This window comes from Pandoraea sp. NPDC090278, from assembly GCF_044772185.1.
Lineage (GTDB): Bacteria > Pseudomonadota > Gammaproteobacteria > Burkholderiales > Burkholderiaceae > Pandoraea.
Genome location: NZ_JBIVYJ010000005.1, coordinates 584,323 through 599,250, shown reverse-complemented (window position 1 = coordinate 599,250; position 14,928 = coordinate 584,323). Strand labels below are relative to the sequence as shown.

12 protein-coding genes are annotated in these 14,928 nt (G+C 64.0%); 8 read left to right on the top strand and 4 right to left on the bottom strand.

Annotation, left to right across the window (positions count from 1 at the left end; translation table 11 throughout):
* Positions 1–49: 49 nt before the first annotated feature.
* Complete coding sequence (gene cyoA, locus ACIQWO_RS20495) at positions 50–1,084, bottom strand: ubiquinol oxidase subunit II (protein ID WP_052253061.1); 1,035 nt, start codon at positions 1,082–1,084, stop codon at positions 50–52.
* Between the two features lie 160 nt (positions 1,085–1,244).
* On the opposite strand from cyoA, the gene ACIQWO_RS20490 reads away from it, so the two are divergent.
* Positions 1,245–2,579 (top strand): MFS transporter, encoded by a 1,335-nt coding sequence (locus tag ACIQWO_RS20490; RefSeq protein WP_402828174.1) that lies wholly within the window; start codon positions 1,245–1,247, stop codon positions 2,577–2,579.
* A gap of 111 nt (positions 2,580–2,690) precedes the next feature.
* Here ACIQWO_RS20490 and ACIQWO_RS20485 read toward each other — a convergent pair whose 3' ends face one another.
* Positions 2,691–3,560: a LysR substrate-binding domain-containing protein gene (locus ACIQWO_RS20485; protein WP_402828171.1), complete on the bottom strand. Its 870-nt coding sequence runs from the start codon at positions 3,558–3,560 to the stop codon at positions 2,691–2,693.
* 130 nt (positions 3,561–3,690) lie between these two features.
* Here ACIQWO_RS20485 and ACIQWO_RS20480 point away from each other — a divergent pair, with 130 nt between their 5' ends.
* From ACIQWO_RS20480 to ACIQWO_RS20455, 6 genes are all read left to right on the top strand, one after another.
* Positions 3,691–4,716 (top strand): ABC transporter ATP-binding protein, encoded by a 1,026-nt coding sequence (locus ACIQWO_RS20480; RefSeq protein WP_402828169.1) that lies wholly within the window; start codon positions 3,691–3,693, stop codon positions 4,714–4,716.
* Complete coding sequence (locus tag ACIQWO_RS20475; RefSeq protein WP_402828166.1) at positions 4,713–5,819, top strand: ABC transporter ATP-binding protein; 1,107 nt, start codon at positions 4,713–4,715, stop codon at positions 5,817–5,819. The genes ACIQWO_RS20480 and ACIQWO_RS20475 overlap by 4 nt, the downstream gene beginning before the upstream one ends.
* Before the next feature lie 43 nt (positions 5,820–5,862).
* Positions 5,863–7,365 (top strand): ABC transporter substrate-binding protein, encoded by a 1,503-nt coding sequence (locus ACIQWO_RS20470; protein WP_402828163.1) that lies wholly within the window; start codon positions 5,863–5,865, stop codon positions 7,363–7,365.
* A gap of 13 nt (positions 7,366–7,378) precedes the next feature.
* Positions 7,379–8,323 (top strand): ABC transporter permease, encoded by a 945-nt coding sequence (locus ACIQWO_RS20465; RefSeq protein ID WP_150577545.1) that lies wholly within the window; start codon positions 7,379–7,381, stop codon positions 8,321–8,323.
* A gap of 21 nt (positions 8,324–8,344) precedes the next feature.
* Complete coding sequence (locus ACIQWO_RS20460) at positions 8,345–9,271, top strand: ABC transporter permease (protein ID WP_402828274.1); 927 nt, start codon at positions 8,345–8,347, stop codon at positions 9,269–9,271.
* 78 nt (positions 9,272–9,349) lie between these two features.
* Complete coding sequence (locus ACIQWO_RS20455) at positions 9,350–10,987, top strand: gamma-glutamyltransferase family protein (RefSeq protein WP_402828159.1); 1,638 nt, start codon at positions 9,350–9,352, stop codon at positions 10,985–10,987.
* 21 nt (positions 10,988–11,008) lie between these two features.
* On the opposite strand, the gene ACIQWO_RS20450 is transcribed toward ACIQWO_RS20455, so the two are convergent.
* Both ACIQWO_RS20450 and ACIQWO_RS20445 read right to left on the bottom strand, forming a co-directional pair.
* A complete protein-coding gene (locus ACIQWO_RS20450) occupies positions 11,009–12,376 on the bottom strand; it encodes an MFS transporter (RefSeq protein ID WP_402828156.1) in 1,368 nt (455 codons plus the stop codon).
* 105 nt (positions 12,377–12,481) lie between these two features.
* On the bottom strand, positions 12,482–13,741 hold the full coding sequence (locus ACIQWO_RS20445; protein ID WP_402828153.1) for a flavin-dependent oxidoreductase: 1,260 nt from the start codon (positions 13,739–13,741) through the stop codon (positions 12,482–12,484).
* 123 nt (positions 13,742–13,864) lie between these two features.
* Between ACIQWO_RS20445 and ACIQWO_RS20440 the strand changes: the two genes are divergently transcribed.
* Positions 13,865–14,806, top strand: a complete 942-nt coding sequence (locus ACIQWO_RS20440; protein WP_402828150.1) for a LysR family transcriptional regulator — start codon at positions 13,865–13,867, stop codon at positions 14,804–14,806.
* The last annotated feature ends 122 nt before the right edge of the window (positions 14,807–14,928 follow it).

Here is a 14,928-nt window from a genome sequence, read left to right as displayed (position 1 = left end):
AGGCGCAGTGCGCGTCACGGGGAGGTCGTCGCGAATCGGCTTCACGAAGTCACTGCGCGAGCGCAGTCCCCGGGGCACGTTGCGCGTCGGCGGCGAACTGCACGGTGTTCTGTGCGGTACACATCGCGTCGGCGAGCAACGCATCGGTCTTGCGCGAACCGGCCCGGCTGGCGTGCGCGTGATTCGGTTGATCCATCATGTCCTTCAGGCACGTTTGCCCCTGCTGAACACAACGGTTAAGAATCGCGTCGTAGAGATCGGGGGCCACGTCGGCGTAGTACTTCACCGGCACCCACTCGCTCGGTTTCGCGAGCGCCTCGTACTTGTCGCGCGACAGGTTTTCGCCCTTCGTCTTGACCTGTTTCACCCACGCGTCGAACTCGTCCGCCGTCATGCCGTGGAACTTGAAGCGCATGCCGGAGAAGCCCGCACCGCTGTAGTTCGCGGAGAAGCCGTCGTACACGCCGGGCTTGTTGATGACCGCGTGCAGCTTCGTCTCCATGCCCGGCATCGCGTAGATCTGACCGGCGAGTGCTGGGACGAAGAACGAATTCATCATCGTGGTCGACGTGATTTCGAAGCGGATCGGACGGTCGACCGGCGCGGCCAGTTCGTTCACGGTCGCAATGCCCTGGTCGGGGTAGAAGAACAACCACTTCCAGTCCATCGCCACGACCTGCACCGTGAGCGGACGCGTGTCCGGCGGAATCTCCCGTTTCGCATCGATGCGCTCAAGCGGCCGGTAAGGATCGAGCTTGTGGGTGCTGACCCAGGTGAGAGCCCCCAGCGCGATGATGATCAGCAGGGGAGCTGCCCAGATCAGCAGTTCGAGCAGCGTCGAGTGATCCCATTCGGGGGTGTAGACGGCGTTCTTGTTCGATGCCCGGTATCGCCAGGCGAACAGCAATGTCAGCACGATCACCGGCACGATGATCAGCAACATCAGAACGGTGGAAACGATGATGATGTCCCGCTGCCTTACCGCGAGATCGCCCGAAGGCGACATCAATACGGTATTGCAGCCGGACAGCAGCGCGAAGGCGGGGAGTAAAAGTACCCCGCGGAGGAACTTGGGGGAAGTCATGCTGCGATCGATGGAACCGTAGCCTTAGACCGTACCCATCATGGACTGCACTTTCTGATGCATCAATTTAGGGTAAACCCTATAGCGGCAATTCGAGATACCTGCGATGCTTTTCTGGCACGAGTGTCATCGTCATCCCGATCCGCGAGGGGGTCCGATAATGTCAAGCAGTGCTCATCAATCGCCGACGCAACCGGGGGCACCCGGCGCGCCGACAGCGCACGATCACGGGAGCAAATCCCGCATCGCGCCTGAGGAAATCGCGGTCGGCGTCGTTGTCGGACGCGCCTCCGAGTACTTCGACTTCTTTGTGTTCGGCATCGCTGCCGTCCTCGTCTTTCCACACGTTTTCTTCCCGTTTGCGGACGGCCTGCACGGGTTGCTGTACTCGTTCACGATCTTCTCCTTCGCCTTCATCTCGCGCCCGTTCGGCACCGCGCTCTTCATGAACGTGCAGCGCCGCTGGGGACGCAGCGTCAAGCTCACGGCGGCGCTGTTCGTGCTCGGTACGGCAACGGCGGGCATGGCCTTCCTGCCGGGCCATGCGGTGATCGGCGACAAGGCCATCTGGCTGCTCGCTTTCTTCCGTCTGGTACAGGGCATCGGCTTTGGCGGTTCGTGGGACGGCCTGCCGTCGCTGCTGGCGATGAACGCCCCGCCGCAGCGTCGTGGCTGGTATTCGATGATGGGGCAGTTGGGCGCGCCGATCGGCTTCATCATCGCGGCGTCGCTGTTCCTGTTCCTGCACTGGAGCCTCGATCCGGACGACTTCCTCACCTGGGGCTGGCGTTATCCGTTCTACGTCGCCTTCGCCGTGAACGTGGTGGCGCTGTTCGCGCGGCTGCGTCTGGTTGTGACGAACGAATACACGGCCATGCTCGAAGAGGGGCAACTGGAGCCGATCAGCACGCGGGAGATGGTGCGCTCGCAGGGCTACAACATCTTCCTCGGCGCGTTCGCAGCGCTGGCGAGTTATGCACTTTTCCACCTGGTGACGGTGTTCCCACTGTCGTGGATTTCGCTGCAAAACACGCAGGATCTGAACAACGTGCTGATCGTGCAGCTCTGCGGCGCGGTCATCGCGATCATCTGCACGGTGATTTCCGGGCGCATCGCCGACCGTATCGGCCGACGCACGACATTGGGCCTTTTCGCGATCTTTATCGGTGTCTTCGCCCTGTTCGCGCCGTTCCTGATGGGCGGCAGTTCGGTGGGGCAGGACATCTTCATTCTGGTCGGCTTCGGCCTGCTCGGTCTGTCGTACGGACAGGCGGCCGGTACGGTGACGTCCAACTTCGAGCAGCGCTTTCGCTACACCGGGGCGGCGCTCACAACGGACTTCGCGTGGCTGCTGGGTGCAGCGTTCGCACCGCTCGTCGCACTGGGATTGTCGGCGGAGTTCGGGCTGATCGCCGTGAGTGGCTATCTGCTCTCAGGCACGGTCTGCACGCTGCTCGCACTGCGCATCAACAAGGCGCTCGAAACGAAAGACTGAACGCCGCTCAACATTTTCTCCTCACGTTGTTTCCCGCCAACGGCGCGACAAAGTTCGCGCCGTTGTCATTTGTGCGACTTGTTCGTGCGTATCAAACCCGTTCAAACCGGGTCAGACGTCGTACAGCATGCCTGCAATCGCTGCGGTGATGTTGTGCGTGCGCGAGTCGTGCTCGCGATGAATCATGCCGACGGTGCGAAGCAGCGGCGGCTCGGCAATGGGGACAATGCGCAGTAGCGGGTCTGCGTGCCAATCGCCCCGATGCAGCAACGGCAATACCGACACGCCGACGTTCTTGCGCACGAGCGCGACGATCGTCTCGATGGAGTTCAGCTCCAGGTATTCCGTCACGCTGAGTTTTGCTGCGCGCAACGCCTGCTCGACGACAAGACCGGTTCGCACGCGACGGTCGAACCGCAGGAAGGCGTGCGCGTCGAGAATCTGCTGAGGATCGGTTTCCGCGATGTCGCGATTGACGACCATCACCATCGGCTCGGTGTAGAGCGGCGTCCAGACCAGTCCGTCGGCGCGGGCGTCGTCCGCGCGTGCGACCACTGCGGCGATATCCACTTCGCCCTGTTCGACGAGGTCGGTCAGCTCATCCGAGCGGGCGGACGTCAGCCGCACATCGAGCTGCGGATGCGCCGTCTTCAATTCGGCGACCACGAGCGAGAGCGCACCGATGACCGAGACCACCGCGCCGATGGTCACGGGGCCCTGCATCGCATCGACGGGGGAGGTGGTCAGCTCGGCCGTGAGCGCGAGAATCTGTTCGACGCGGGGAAACAGTTCGCGTCCCTGACGCGTGAGCGTGATCTGCCGCCCGCGCCGGTCGAACAGTCGCTGACCGACGGCGTCTTCCAGTCCGCGCATCTGCAAACTGACGGCCGCCTGCGTCAATGCGGCGCGCTCGGCCGCCGCCGCAAACGAGCCGGTTTGGGCCACCAGACGAAACGTCTTCAACATGCGCAGCGTGAGCATTTGGGAAGTAAAAATAACTTAAGCATGAAAAAGAAATATTAATATTTCCTTTGCGTGCGGGGAAGACATAATCGTGTCATGCACATCCCGCATGAGCGGGTGGCCGACCCACACAACGCGCCCCATGACCATGCCCGCAGATGCTGGGCCGGTGCTTGATGTCACCGGACTGTCGCTGAAATTCTCCAAGGCACCCGACGCGCCGAATCTGATCGATGGCGTCTCTTTCGCCGTGCACCCCGGCAAGACGTTGTGCATCGTCGGCGAATCCGGATGCGGCAAGAGCGTGACGTCGCTGGCCCTCATGGGCTTGCTGCCCAGCCCGCCAGCGAACCTCGTGGCCGGACGCGCCGTCTTCGAAGGCCGCGATCTGCTGGCGCTGGACGAACGCGACTTCGCGGACCTGCGCGGCAATCGTCTGGCGATGATTTTTCAGGAGCCGATGACGTCGCTCAATCCGTCCTTCACGATCGGCCATCAGATCGAGGAGGGCATTCGGCGACATCGAGGGTTGGACCGACGCGCTGCGCGTGCCGAAGCGCTCGACATGCTCAAGCTCGTGCGCATTCCCGCGCCCGAAACCCGGCTCGACAACTATCCGCACGAACTCTCCGGCGGCATGCGCCAGCGCGTGATGATCGCGATGGCGCTCGCCAACCGGCCCGCGTTGCTCATCGCCGATGAGCCCACAACGGCGCTCGACGTCACGATTCAGGCGCAGGTACTCACGCTCATTCAGACGTTGCAACGCGAAACCGGCACCGCCGTCGTGCTCATCACGCACGATCTGGGCGTGGTGGCCGAGGTCGCGGACGACGTGGCCGTGATGTACGCCGGGCGCATCGTCGAGTACGGCACCGTGAGCGAGATCTTCGACGATCCGCAGCACCCATACACCATCGGGCTGATGGGCGCGATTCCGTCCATCGGCAAACGCGAAGGCACGCTGGCGACGATTCGCGGCGCAGTGCCCTCGCCGGAGCGCATGCCTGCCGGATGCCGCTTCGCGCCGCGCTGCCCGTTCGCCGAGGCGCGTTGCACCCGTGAGGCGCCTCCCGAGCGAACGTTGTCCGGCGCGCACCGCGTGGCGTGCTGGCTCGCGCCGGTCGAGTCGCTCACCCCGCCGCCGTCCGTGCGCGAGGAGGCCGAAGCATGAATGCACCCTCGACAATGACCCCGCTGCTCGAAGCGCGCGATCTGACCAAGCACTTCGGCGGCCATCGCCTCGGCTTCTCACGTGCCCCCACGGTGTATGCCGTCAACGGCGTGTCGTTCGCCGTGCAGGCGGGTGAGGCGTTCGCCATCGTCGGCGAATCGGGCTGCGGAAAGTCCACATTAGGACGTCTGCTGCTGCGACTACTCGACGCAACACGCGGCGAAGTGCGCTATCAGGGCGAAGACATCATGACGCTGGGGGCGGGCGCGATGCGACGGCTACGGCGCGAACTCCAGATCATCTTCCAGGACCCGTTCGCGTCGCTCAATCCGAGCATGACCGTGGGCGGCCTGATCGGTGAGCCGATTGCGTTGCACGGCCTCGCTCATGGCCGTGCCCGCGACGAGCGCGTCGCCGAACTGCTGCGCACCGTCGGCCTGCAACCGGACTACGCGCAACGTTTCCCGCATGAGTTTTCCGGCGGGCAGCGCCAGCGCATCGGCATCGCACGCGCACTGGCCGGTGAGCCTCGCGTGATCATCGGCGACGAACCGGTATCGGCGCTCGACGTCTCCGTGCAGGCGCAGGTCATCAACCTGCTCGAGCGGCTCAAGCACGACTTCGGCCTCACGCTCATCATGGTCGCGCACGATCTGGCGGTGATTCGCCACATGAGCGACCGCGTGGCGGTGATGTACCTCGGCGAGATCGTCGAACTGGCGAGCGCCGATGCGCTCTTCGACAACCCGCTGCATCCCTACACACAGGCGCTGCTTCAGGCGATTCCGGCGAGCCGTCCGCATCTGCGACGTGAGCGCGCGCCGCTGGGCGGCGAACTGCCGAGCCCGACTGCACCGCCGCCGGGGTGCCGTTTCCACCCGCGCTGCCCGCATGCGCGCGCGGCATGTCGGGAGCAGAAGCCGGTCGACGAAGTGCTGCCGGACGGCCGACAGGTCGCCTGCCACTTCTGGCGCGAGATTCAGAACGCCGGGGCAAGCCCGGCGCGGGCGGCGGCACCGAGCGAGAAGCTGGGCGAGCGGCTCGCGCTGTACCGGGCGCGACAGTCGCAGGCCGATGCGGCCGCGGCCCGCACGAGTGCATAAGAACACCTTCACGACACCATCACACAGACAAGGGATCACACGCATGCGCAACGTTCTGCTCGATCTTGTATTGGCGGCGGCTCTGACGACCGGCGCGGCTTCGGCCATGGCGCAATCGACTATCCGAATTGGCTTGCAGGAAGACATCGGTTCGCTCGATCCTGCGCGCAGTTCGCAGGTCGTCGACCGCATGGTGCTGCGCTCGCTGTGCAGCTCACTGGTGGATATCAGCACCGATCTGAAGTTCGTGCCGATGCTGGCGACCGCCTGGAATGTGAGCGCCGATGGCAAGACGTGGACGTTCAAGCTGCGCAAAGGCGTGAAGTTCCACGACGACGAGCCGTTCAACGCCGCCGCTGTGAAGGCCAACCTCGACCGTGCGCGCACGATGCAGGCGAGCAACCGCAAGAGTGAGCTGTCGTCCATCGACCATGTCGACGTGGTGGACGACTCGACCGTCAACATCGTGCTCAAGGCTCCGGACTCGGCGCTGCTGGCCACGCTGTCCGACCGCGCGGGGATGATGCTCGCGCCCAAGACGCTGGCCGACGACGCGAGCGTGCAATCGAAGCCGGTGTGTTCCGGCCCGTACAAGTTCGTGCAGCGCGTGCAGAACGATCGCGTGGTGCTGGAGAAATTCCCGGGCTTCTGGGAGGCCGACAAGTACCCCATCCAGAAGGTCATCTTCCTGCCGATTCCCGACACCACGGTGCGTCTCGCGAACGTGCGTTCCGGCTCGCTCGACATGCTGGAGCGTCTCTCGCCGTCCGACGTGAAGTCGGTCAAGCGCGACGCGAACCTCACCTTCATCTCGATGGACGGCCTCGGCTACTACGGCCTGACGTTCAACGTCGCACCGAGTGCGAACAAGGCGCTGCGTGACAAGCGCGTGCGTCAGGCATTCGATCTGGCCATCGACCGCGACGCCATCAATCAGGTGATCGGCGGCGGCATCTTCACGCCCGCCAATCAGGCGTTGCCGCACTCGGGACAGTATTACGACACGTCGATCAAGACCACGAAGCGCGACGTTGCGAAGGCGAAGGCGCTGCTGAAGTCGGCTGGCTTCGAGAAGGTCAACGTGACGCTGAGTTTTGGCAACAGCACCGTCTCCAATCAGATGGCGCAGATGCTGCAAGCGATGCTTGCGGAAGCTGGTATCACGCTTAAGCTGCGCCCGATGGACTACGCGGCGGCGCTCGACGCGGCCCATCGCGGTGACTTCGACGTGCTCTACAACGGCTGGTCGGGACGCGTCGATCCGGACGGCAACCTGCACCAGTTCGTCTCCTGCAAGGGCAACCTGAACTACGGCCAGTACTGTAACGCCGAGGTCGACAAGCTGCTGAACGACGCACGCGTGAAGTCCACCGTCGCCGAGCGCAAGCCGTTGTATGACGCTGCGAACAAGATCTTGTCCGACGAAGACCCGATCCTCTACCTGTACGTGCAGCCGTGGCCGTATGTGCTCACGAAGAAGGTGCAGGGCTTTGTGGCCTACCCGGACGGTCTGATCCGTCTGCGCGGCGTGACCATCAAGGGCTAAGGGGACTGCCGCCATGCTGCGCCTCGTCGTCCATCGTGCGCTGGTTGCCATTCCCACGCTCATCATCGTGTCGATGATGATCTTCGGGTTGCAGAAGATGCTGCCCGGCGATCCCGTGCTCGCGATGGCTGGCGAGGATCAGAACCCGCAGGTCATTGCCGCCCTGCGCGAAAAGTATCACCTCGACAAGCCGCTGCCGACGCAGTACGCGCTGTGGATCGGCAGCGTGCTGCGCGGCGATCTCGGCAACTCGTTGCGCACGGGCGAGCCGGTGACGAAACTCATCGCGCAGAAGTTGCCCGTCACGTTGCAACTGGCCATGTTCGGCCTCGTGATCGCCATTGGCATCGGGATTCCGCTGGGGATTCTCTCGGCGGCCAATCGTGGCAAAGCCATCGATTACGGCTCCAACGTGCTGGCGCTCTCGGGCATGTCGATTCCGAACTTCTGGCTCGGCATTCTGCTGATCTTCCTCATCTCCGTGCGCTGGCAGTTGCTGCCGTCGTCGGGCTACGTGCCGCCGAGCGAAGACTTGTGGATGAGCTTCAAGACGATGGTGATGCCTGCCTTCGTGCTCGGGGCGGCGCTGGGCGCGCAACTGATGCGTCACACGCGCAGCGCCATGCTAGGCGTCTTGCGCACCGACTACATTCGTACGGCGCGCGCGAAAGGGCTGTTGCGTGGCACTGTGGTGCTCAAGCATGCGTTTCGCAATGCGCTGATTCCGATTGTGACGGTGCTGGCGCTGCTGTTCGGCGAGTTGCTGGCGGGGGCGGTGCTCACCGAGCAGGTCTTCACGATTCCGGGCTTCGGCAAGCTGGTCGTCGACGCCGTGTTCAACCGCGACTATGCGGTGGTGCAGGGTGTGGTGCTGGTGACCGCTGTCAGTTTCATCGTGCTGAACCTGCTGGCCGACGTGCTTTACGTCCTGCTTAACCCGCGCCTGCGTCGCGCCTGAGAATCCAAGAACATGGCTGCTATGCAGACGACACAGACGTCATCCTCTTCGACCCCAGACGCGAATCCTACTGTCGCGCCGGTAGCCGTTGCCGTGAGCGCCGAGCGCCTGCCGCGCCGTCGCTATCGCGGGCTGCGCAAGTTCGCGCGCAACAAGGCGGCGGTCGCCGGAGCGATCATCGTCGCGTTCGCGGTGCTCGTTGCACTGCTCGCGCCGTGGATCTCGCCCTATGACCCGATTGCCACGAGTTTCATGACGGTGCGTCAGGCACCGAGCGCACTGCACTGGTTCGGCACCGACGAGCTGGGCCGCGACATTCTCGCACGCATGATCTACGGCGCGCAGGCGTCGCTGGCGGCGGGTGTGGTGTCGGTCGGTATTGCGGTGATCGTCGGTGTGCCGCTAGGTCTGCTGGCGGGCTACTTCGGCCGCTGGGTCGACGCCATCGTCTCGCGGCTGGCCGACGCACTGCTGTCCATCCCGTTCCTGATTCTGGCCATCGCGATGGCGGCGTTCCTCGGCGCGAGCCTCACCAACGCGATGATCGCCATCGGCGTGTCCGCCATGCCGCGTTTCGTCCGGCTTGCGCGCGCGCAGGCGCTCACCGTGAAGGCGGAAGAGTATGTCGAGGGCGCACGTGCCATCGGCCTGACGGACACGCGCATCATCGTGCGCTACATCCTGCCAAACGTGCTGCCGCCGATCATCGTTCAGGCCAGTCTCACGGTCGCAACCGCGATCATCGCCGAGGCGAGCCTGTCGTTCCTCGGGCTGGGGCAATTGCCGCCGTTGCCGTCGTGGGGCTCGATGCTCAATACGGCCAAAGACTTCGTCGAGCAGGCGCCCTGGATGTCCATTTTTCCCGGTATCGCCATTTTCCTGACGGTACTCGGCTTCAACCTGCTGGGTGACGGACTGCGCGACGCGCTGGATCCTCGCGAACAATAAACGTCACGTAACCAAAGCTACATCACGCTCCGGCAGACTTATTCCAACCCATCGAGACAGAGGTCATCAGCGATTCCCATGACGCACTTCAACTGGCAAAACCCGTACCCGACGCCGCGCCTGCCGGTGTTCGCCCGCAACATGGTGTCGACGTCGCACCCGCTCGCCGCGCAAGCCGGTCTGCGCATTCTGTGGCAGGGCGGTAATGCCGTCGACGCAGCGATTGCCGCCGCCGCGTGCATGACCATCGTCGAGCCGGTCTCCAACGGTCTGGGCGGGGATTGCTTCGCGCTGGTATGGGACGGCAAGCAGGTGCATGGCCTGAACGCCTCCGGCACCGCACCCGGCGCATGGAACGTCGATTACTTCCGCAAGAAGTACGGCGAGGAGAAGGGCATCGCCAAACAGCCGATTCGTGGCGTCGACTCCGTCAGCATTCCCGGCGTGATCGCCGGTTGGGAAACGCTCCACGCGAAGTTCGGCAAGCTGCCGTTCGCCGACCTGATGGCCCCGGCCATCGAGATTGCCGAACGCGGTCATGCGGTCGCGAACATCGTCGCGCGCAAGTGGGCCGCTGCGGTGCCCGAACTCAAGAACCAGCCGGGATATGCACAGACGTTCATGCCGAACGGCCGCGCGCCGACCACCAGCGAGATGATGCGCATGCCGGGCCACGCCCGTACGCTGCGTCTGCTGGCCAAGGAAGGTCCGCGCGCGTACTACGAGGGCGAGATCGCCGAGCGCATCGTAGCCTGGAGCAAAGAGCATGGCGGCGCGATGACGACCGACGATCTGCGCAACTACCGTGCGGACTGGGTCAAGCCCATCGAGAAGGACTATCGCGGCTACACCGTGCACGAAATTCCGCCGAACGGGCAGGGCATTGCGGCACTGATCGCGCTGGGCATTCTGGACAAGTTCGACGTCTCCAGCCTCGCAGTGGACCGCGTGCATTCGCAACACTTGCAGATCGAAGCGATGAAGCTGGCTTTCGCCGATCTCTACAAGTACGTGGCCGATCCGCGCTCGATGGAAGTCACGCCGGAGCAGATGCTCGACGACGCGTACCTGACCGAGCGCGCGAAGCTCATCGATCCGGACAAGGCGACGCACTTCGACTTCGGCATGCCGAAGTCCGGCGGCACTATCTATCTGACCGCCGCCGACGAGCAGGGCATGATGGTCAGCTTCATCCAGTCGAACTACATGGGCTTCGGCTCGGGCGTCGTGGTGCCGGACTACGGCATCGCGCTGCAAAACCGTGGCTGCGGTTTCTCGATGGACCCGAAGTCGGCCAACGTGGTCGAGGGCGGCAAGCGCCCGTTCCACACGATCATTCCGGCGTTCCTCACGCAGAAGGTCAACGGTCAGCACGAAGCCGTGATGAGCTTCGGGGTGATGGGCGGTGACATGCAGCCGCAAGGCCATCTGCAATCGGTGGTGCGCATGCTCGACTACGGTCAGCAACCGCAGGCCGCCTGCGACGCGCCGCGCTGGAAGGTCAATCGCGACTTCACCGTCGATATCGAATCGACGATGGACCGCGAGACGGTCGCCGGTCTCGTGGCGCTGGGCCACAAGCTCAAGTCCATCGACGATCCGTACATGGACTTCGGCTCCGGCCAGTACATCTGGCGTCTGGATCGCAACGATCCGGAGCGCGGCTACGTGGCCGCGAGCGACAGCCGTCGCGACGGCCTCGCTGCGGGCTACTGAGTTCGCTGAGTCCCGTCTTTGTCAGATAGCGTCGCTCGCAGTGCGGGCGACGCGACGGGCTTCAAGCCGCGCTTCATGTTGCACGACAGCGCTGATCGTGAAGGCCGCCACCCCGGCGATAGCTACCGGTACGGCGGCCATCATGAACAGGTGCTGTGGGTCCCAATGCAGGGCCAGCAGCACACCACCTACAATCGGCCCGGCGATGGAGCCGATGCGCCCGATCCCCAAGGCCCAGCCCACACCCGTGCCGCGAATCGTCGTGGGATAGGTGCGTGCGGCCAGTGCGTTCGCGCCGATCTGGCCGCCGACGACACAGAACCCTGCCCCGAAGATCGTCGCCGCGAGCACCGCGACCGATGTGCCCGCCAGTCCCACTAGCACGACACAAACTGCTGCGCCGAAATACACTACGCCGAGCGCCTTGAAGGGCGGTACGCGGTCGAATACGCGTCCGAGCGTGAGCGTGCCTAGCGTGCCCCCGATTTGCAGCATGGAGGTGATGATCGCCGCCGTATCGAGTGCGATGCCTGCATCGTGAATCACCGTCGGCAGCCAGCTCGACAAGAAGTACAGATCCATCAGACTCATGAAGAAGATCACCCACAGCAGTACGGTGATCCGTGCACGCTTGTCCGCGAAGAGGGCGGACACGCTGGCATGCCCCTTGGCGTGCACGTCGGCACCGCTGTCGATGCGCACGTCTTCCGGCAGATCGGGGGCGAGTTTCCGTAAGACGGCGAGCAGTCGTGCCGGATGCTTTGCCTGCACGATGAGAAAGCGCGGCGATTCGGGCAGATGCCGCCAGGCGAGCAGTGCGGCGGCGAGCGGCAGCAAACCGCCCACGATGAAGACGGACGGCCATCCGTAATCGCGAATCAGCCCAGCCGCAGCGAGTCCGCCGAGCGCCGCGCCCAACGAGAATCCGCAGAACATCACCATGATGGCGGTGGAGCGCACGCGCTCAGGGGCGAACTCGCCCGTCAGTGCAATCGCGTTGGGCATCACGCAGCCCAGGCCGATGCCGGTGAGCAGTCGCAGCACCAGCAGCGACGTGACGGACGACGCGAACGCCGTCGCGAGCGACATCGCCCCGAAGATCAACATGCCCGCGATCAGCACCGGACGCCGCCCCACGCGATCGGACACCGGTCCGCCGACGAGCGCGCCGAGCGTGAGGCCGACCAGACTGGCCGAGAACACGGGACTGAGCGCCGAGCGATCGATGCCCAGCGCATGCACGATGGCGGGGGCCACATAGCCGATGGCTTGCGTGTCGAAGCCATCTAGAAGGACGATCAGCCCGCAGAGCGCTGTGACGAATATCTGGTAACGGCCGAAGGGACGCTCGTCGATGAGCGCGCGCAGATCGATGCTGGGTTGGGGCATGGCACTGTCTCCATGATCGGCCTCGTTGGCGAGGCTCTGTCTAATAGGCAAAAGCGTGCGCACCCGGGGGCGCGCACGCATTATCGGCAGTCGGTTGCGGGTGACTCAACGACCGGTCTGTGCGGCGTTGAGTACCTCCCGGTTCAGACCCGCAACGTTCTTGTAGCGATTCGAAATCTCCGCGAGATCGGCGGCGCTGATCACATCGTCGATATGTGTGAAGGGCTTGTCGCCGCTCAGTTCGTGCACTGTTTGCAGGATTGCGTCAGGCGGCGCTTTGCGGTTCATCAGTACGACGTCGGCGGTCGCCTTGCCGCGAATGCCGTCGTAGGCCTCCAGCGCCTTGGGCGTCAGGCCATGCTCGCGCAATTGCGCGGCCAGACACGGCGCGTCGAGAATCGCCTGCCCCGCGCCATTCGAGCCGCGCGGCACCATCGGATGCGCGGCGTCGCCCAACAACGTGACACGCCCGAAGCCCCAGCGCGGCAGCGGGTCCTGATCGACCATCGGATATTCAAGAATCGTCTCGGTCGCCTCGATCATGCCTGCCACGTCGAGCCAGTCGAAGTGCCAGTCGGCGAACGCGGGGAAGAAGTCTTCCAGACGCCCCACGCCGTTCCAGTCGCGACGCGCCGGGCGTGGCGCTTCGATCTCCGCGACCCAGTTCACCAACTGATTGCCGTGACCGTCGACGTTGTTGCGAATCGGATAGATCACCATCTTGCCCACCGACAGCCAGCCCGCGCGCACCATCGATGCGCCGCTCAGGAACGGCGGCAGTACGACGCTGCCACGCCACATGTTCACGCCGGAGTATCGCGGCGCGCCCTCAGTCGGATAGAACTGCTTGCGCACGACCGAGTGGATGCCGTCTGCGGCGACCAGCAGGCGTGCCGTGACCGGCGCCAAGGTGTCGCCCTCCGGCGACTCGAACGAGATCGTGACCTGGTCGTCGTCCTGGAGAAAGCCGGTGCAGCGATGCCCCACGACGACCGCGTCATCTCCCAGGCGCTCTCGCACGGCGGCGAGCAACACGCCCTGAAGATCACCCCGGTGAATCGAGAACTGCGGCCATGCGTAACCGGCATGTTCTCCGGCGGGTTCGCTGTAGACGAACTGGCCGAAGCGATTGAAGAATGCCGACTCGCGCGTCGTCACGGCAACGTCGCGCAGGGCGGGCGTCAGGCCCAGCCCGTCGAGCACGCGCGCGGCGTGCGGCAGGATGTTCACACCAACGCCCAGCGGACGAATTTCGGGGACGGCCTCAAACACGCGGCAGGCGATACCGGCTTCATGCAGATTGAGCGCGAGCGTCAAACCGCCGATACCTGCGCCGATGATGGCCACGTCGATCGATGGGGGCATGGGAAAGTCTCCTGAGCGCGAATGCGCGAATGGTTCGGGAATGGCCACCATTAAAGCGCGTCGTCAGTCATCAGGGAATTTTGACTATTATATGAATTAATATGGATCAGTTATGAATTGACGATGAACATCTCACTGCGTCAACTGAAAGCGTTCGTACTCGTGGCCACGCTGGGTAATTTCACACGTGCGGCCGAGCGGCTGCACATCACGCAGGCGGGTTTGTCGGTGATGATGCGCGAGATCGAAACGCAACTCGGCAGCCGTCTGTTCGACCGCACTACTCGCAGCGTGACGCTGACCGACGCCGGTCATGCGTTGCTCCCGGTCGCGAGCGCGGCCGTCAGTCAGCTCGACGCCGTCGCCGGACAGATCGCGACGTTCGGGCAGGTGTCGCGCAAGACGCTGCGCATTGCGGCCACGCCACTCGTGTCGTCGCATCTGATGCCCGAATGGTTCGGTACGTTTCAACGCGCGAACCCCGATGTGGACCTGCGTCTGCATGAAACCGAACTCGCGCAGGTGCATGCGCTCGTCGAGCAGGGCGAGGCGGACATGGGCTTCGGTTTTTTCACCAAGGCATCGCACGGCATTGAGCGAACGCTGCTGCAATCATTTCGTCTGATGCGCGTGACGGCGACGAAGCGGCCTGCCCGAAAAACGGGAAGCCCCAAAGCTGAGGCGGGCGACGCGTCATGGGACGCACTACGGGACGAAACGCTGATCGGTCTACCGTCGGACAACCCGATTCAGCAACTCGTCGAGACGCATCTCGCACGCATCGACCGGGCCGACGAGCCACGCGCGGCGTTTCGCCGCTTCGAGACACTGATCGGCATGGCCGAAGCCGGTATCGGCACCGCGATCGTGCCGACGTTCGCGCTAGCGGCGTGCCGTCATCGCGCGGTACGTTGGGAGGTACTCACTGACCCGGAGGTCACACTGGGTTTCCATCGCATCGTGAAGCGAGGGCGTGCCAAGCCCGAACTGTGGCGGCAGTTCACAGAGCGGGTCGTCGAGTCGCTGCAACGCATCGATGCCATCGCGGACGAGCACAGAAGTTAGTACTGACTGGGGGGGGCGGTTGCAACGCGAAGGATGGGGGACGTTGTGAGGACCGAAATCTTGATGGTCTAAGGATGTCGGTCTCGTCAGTACGCACTCACTCATCTCGGATTCCTACACGG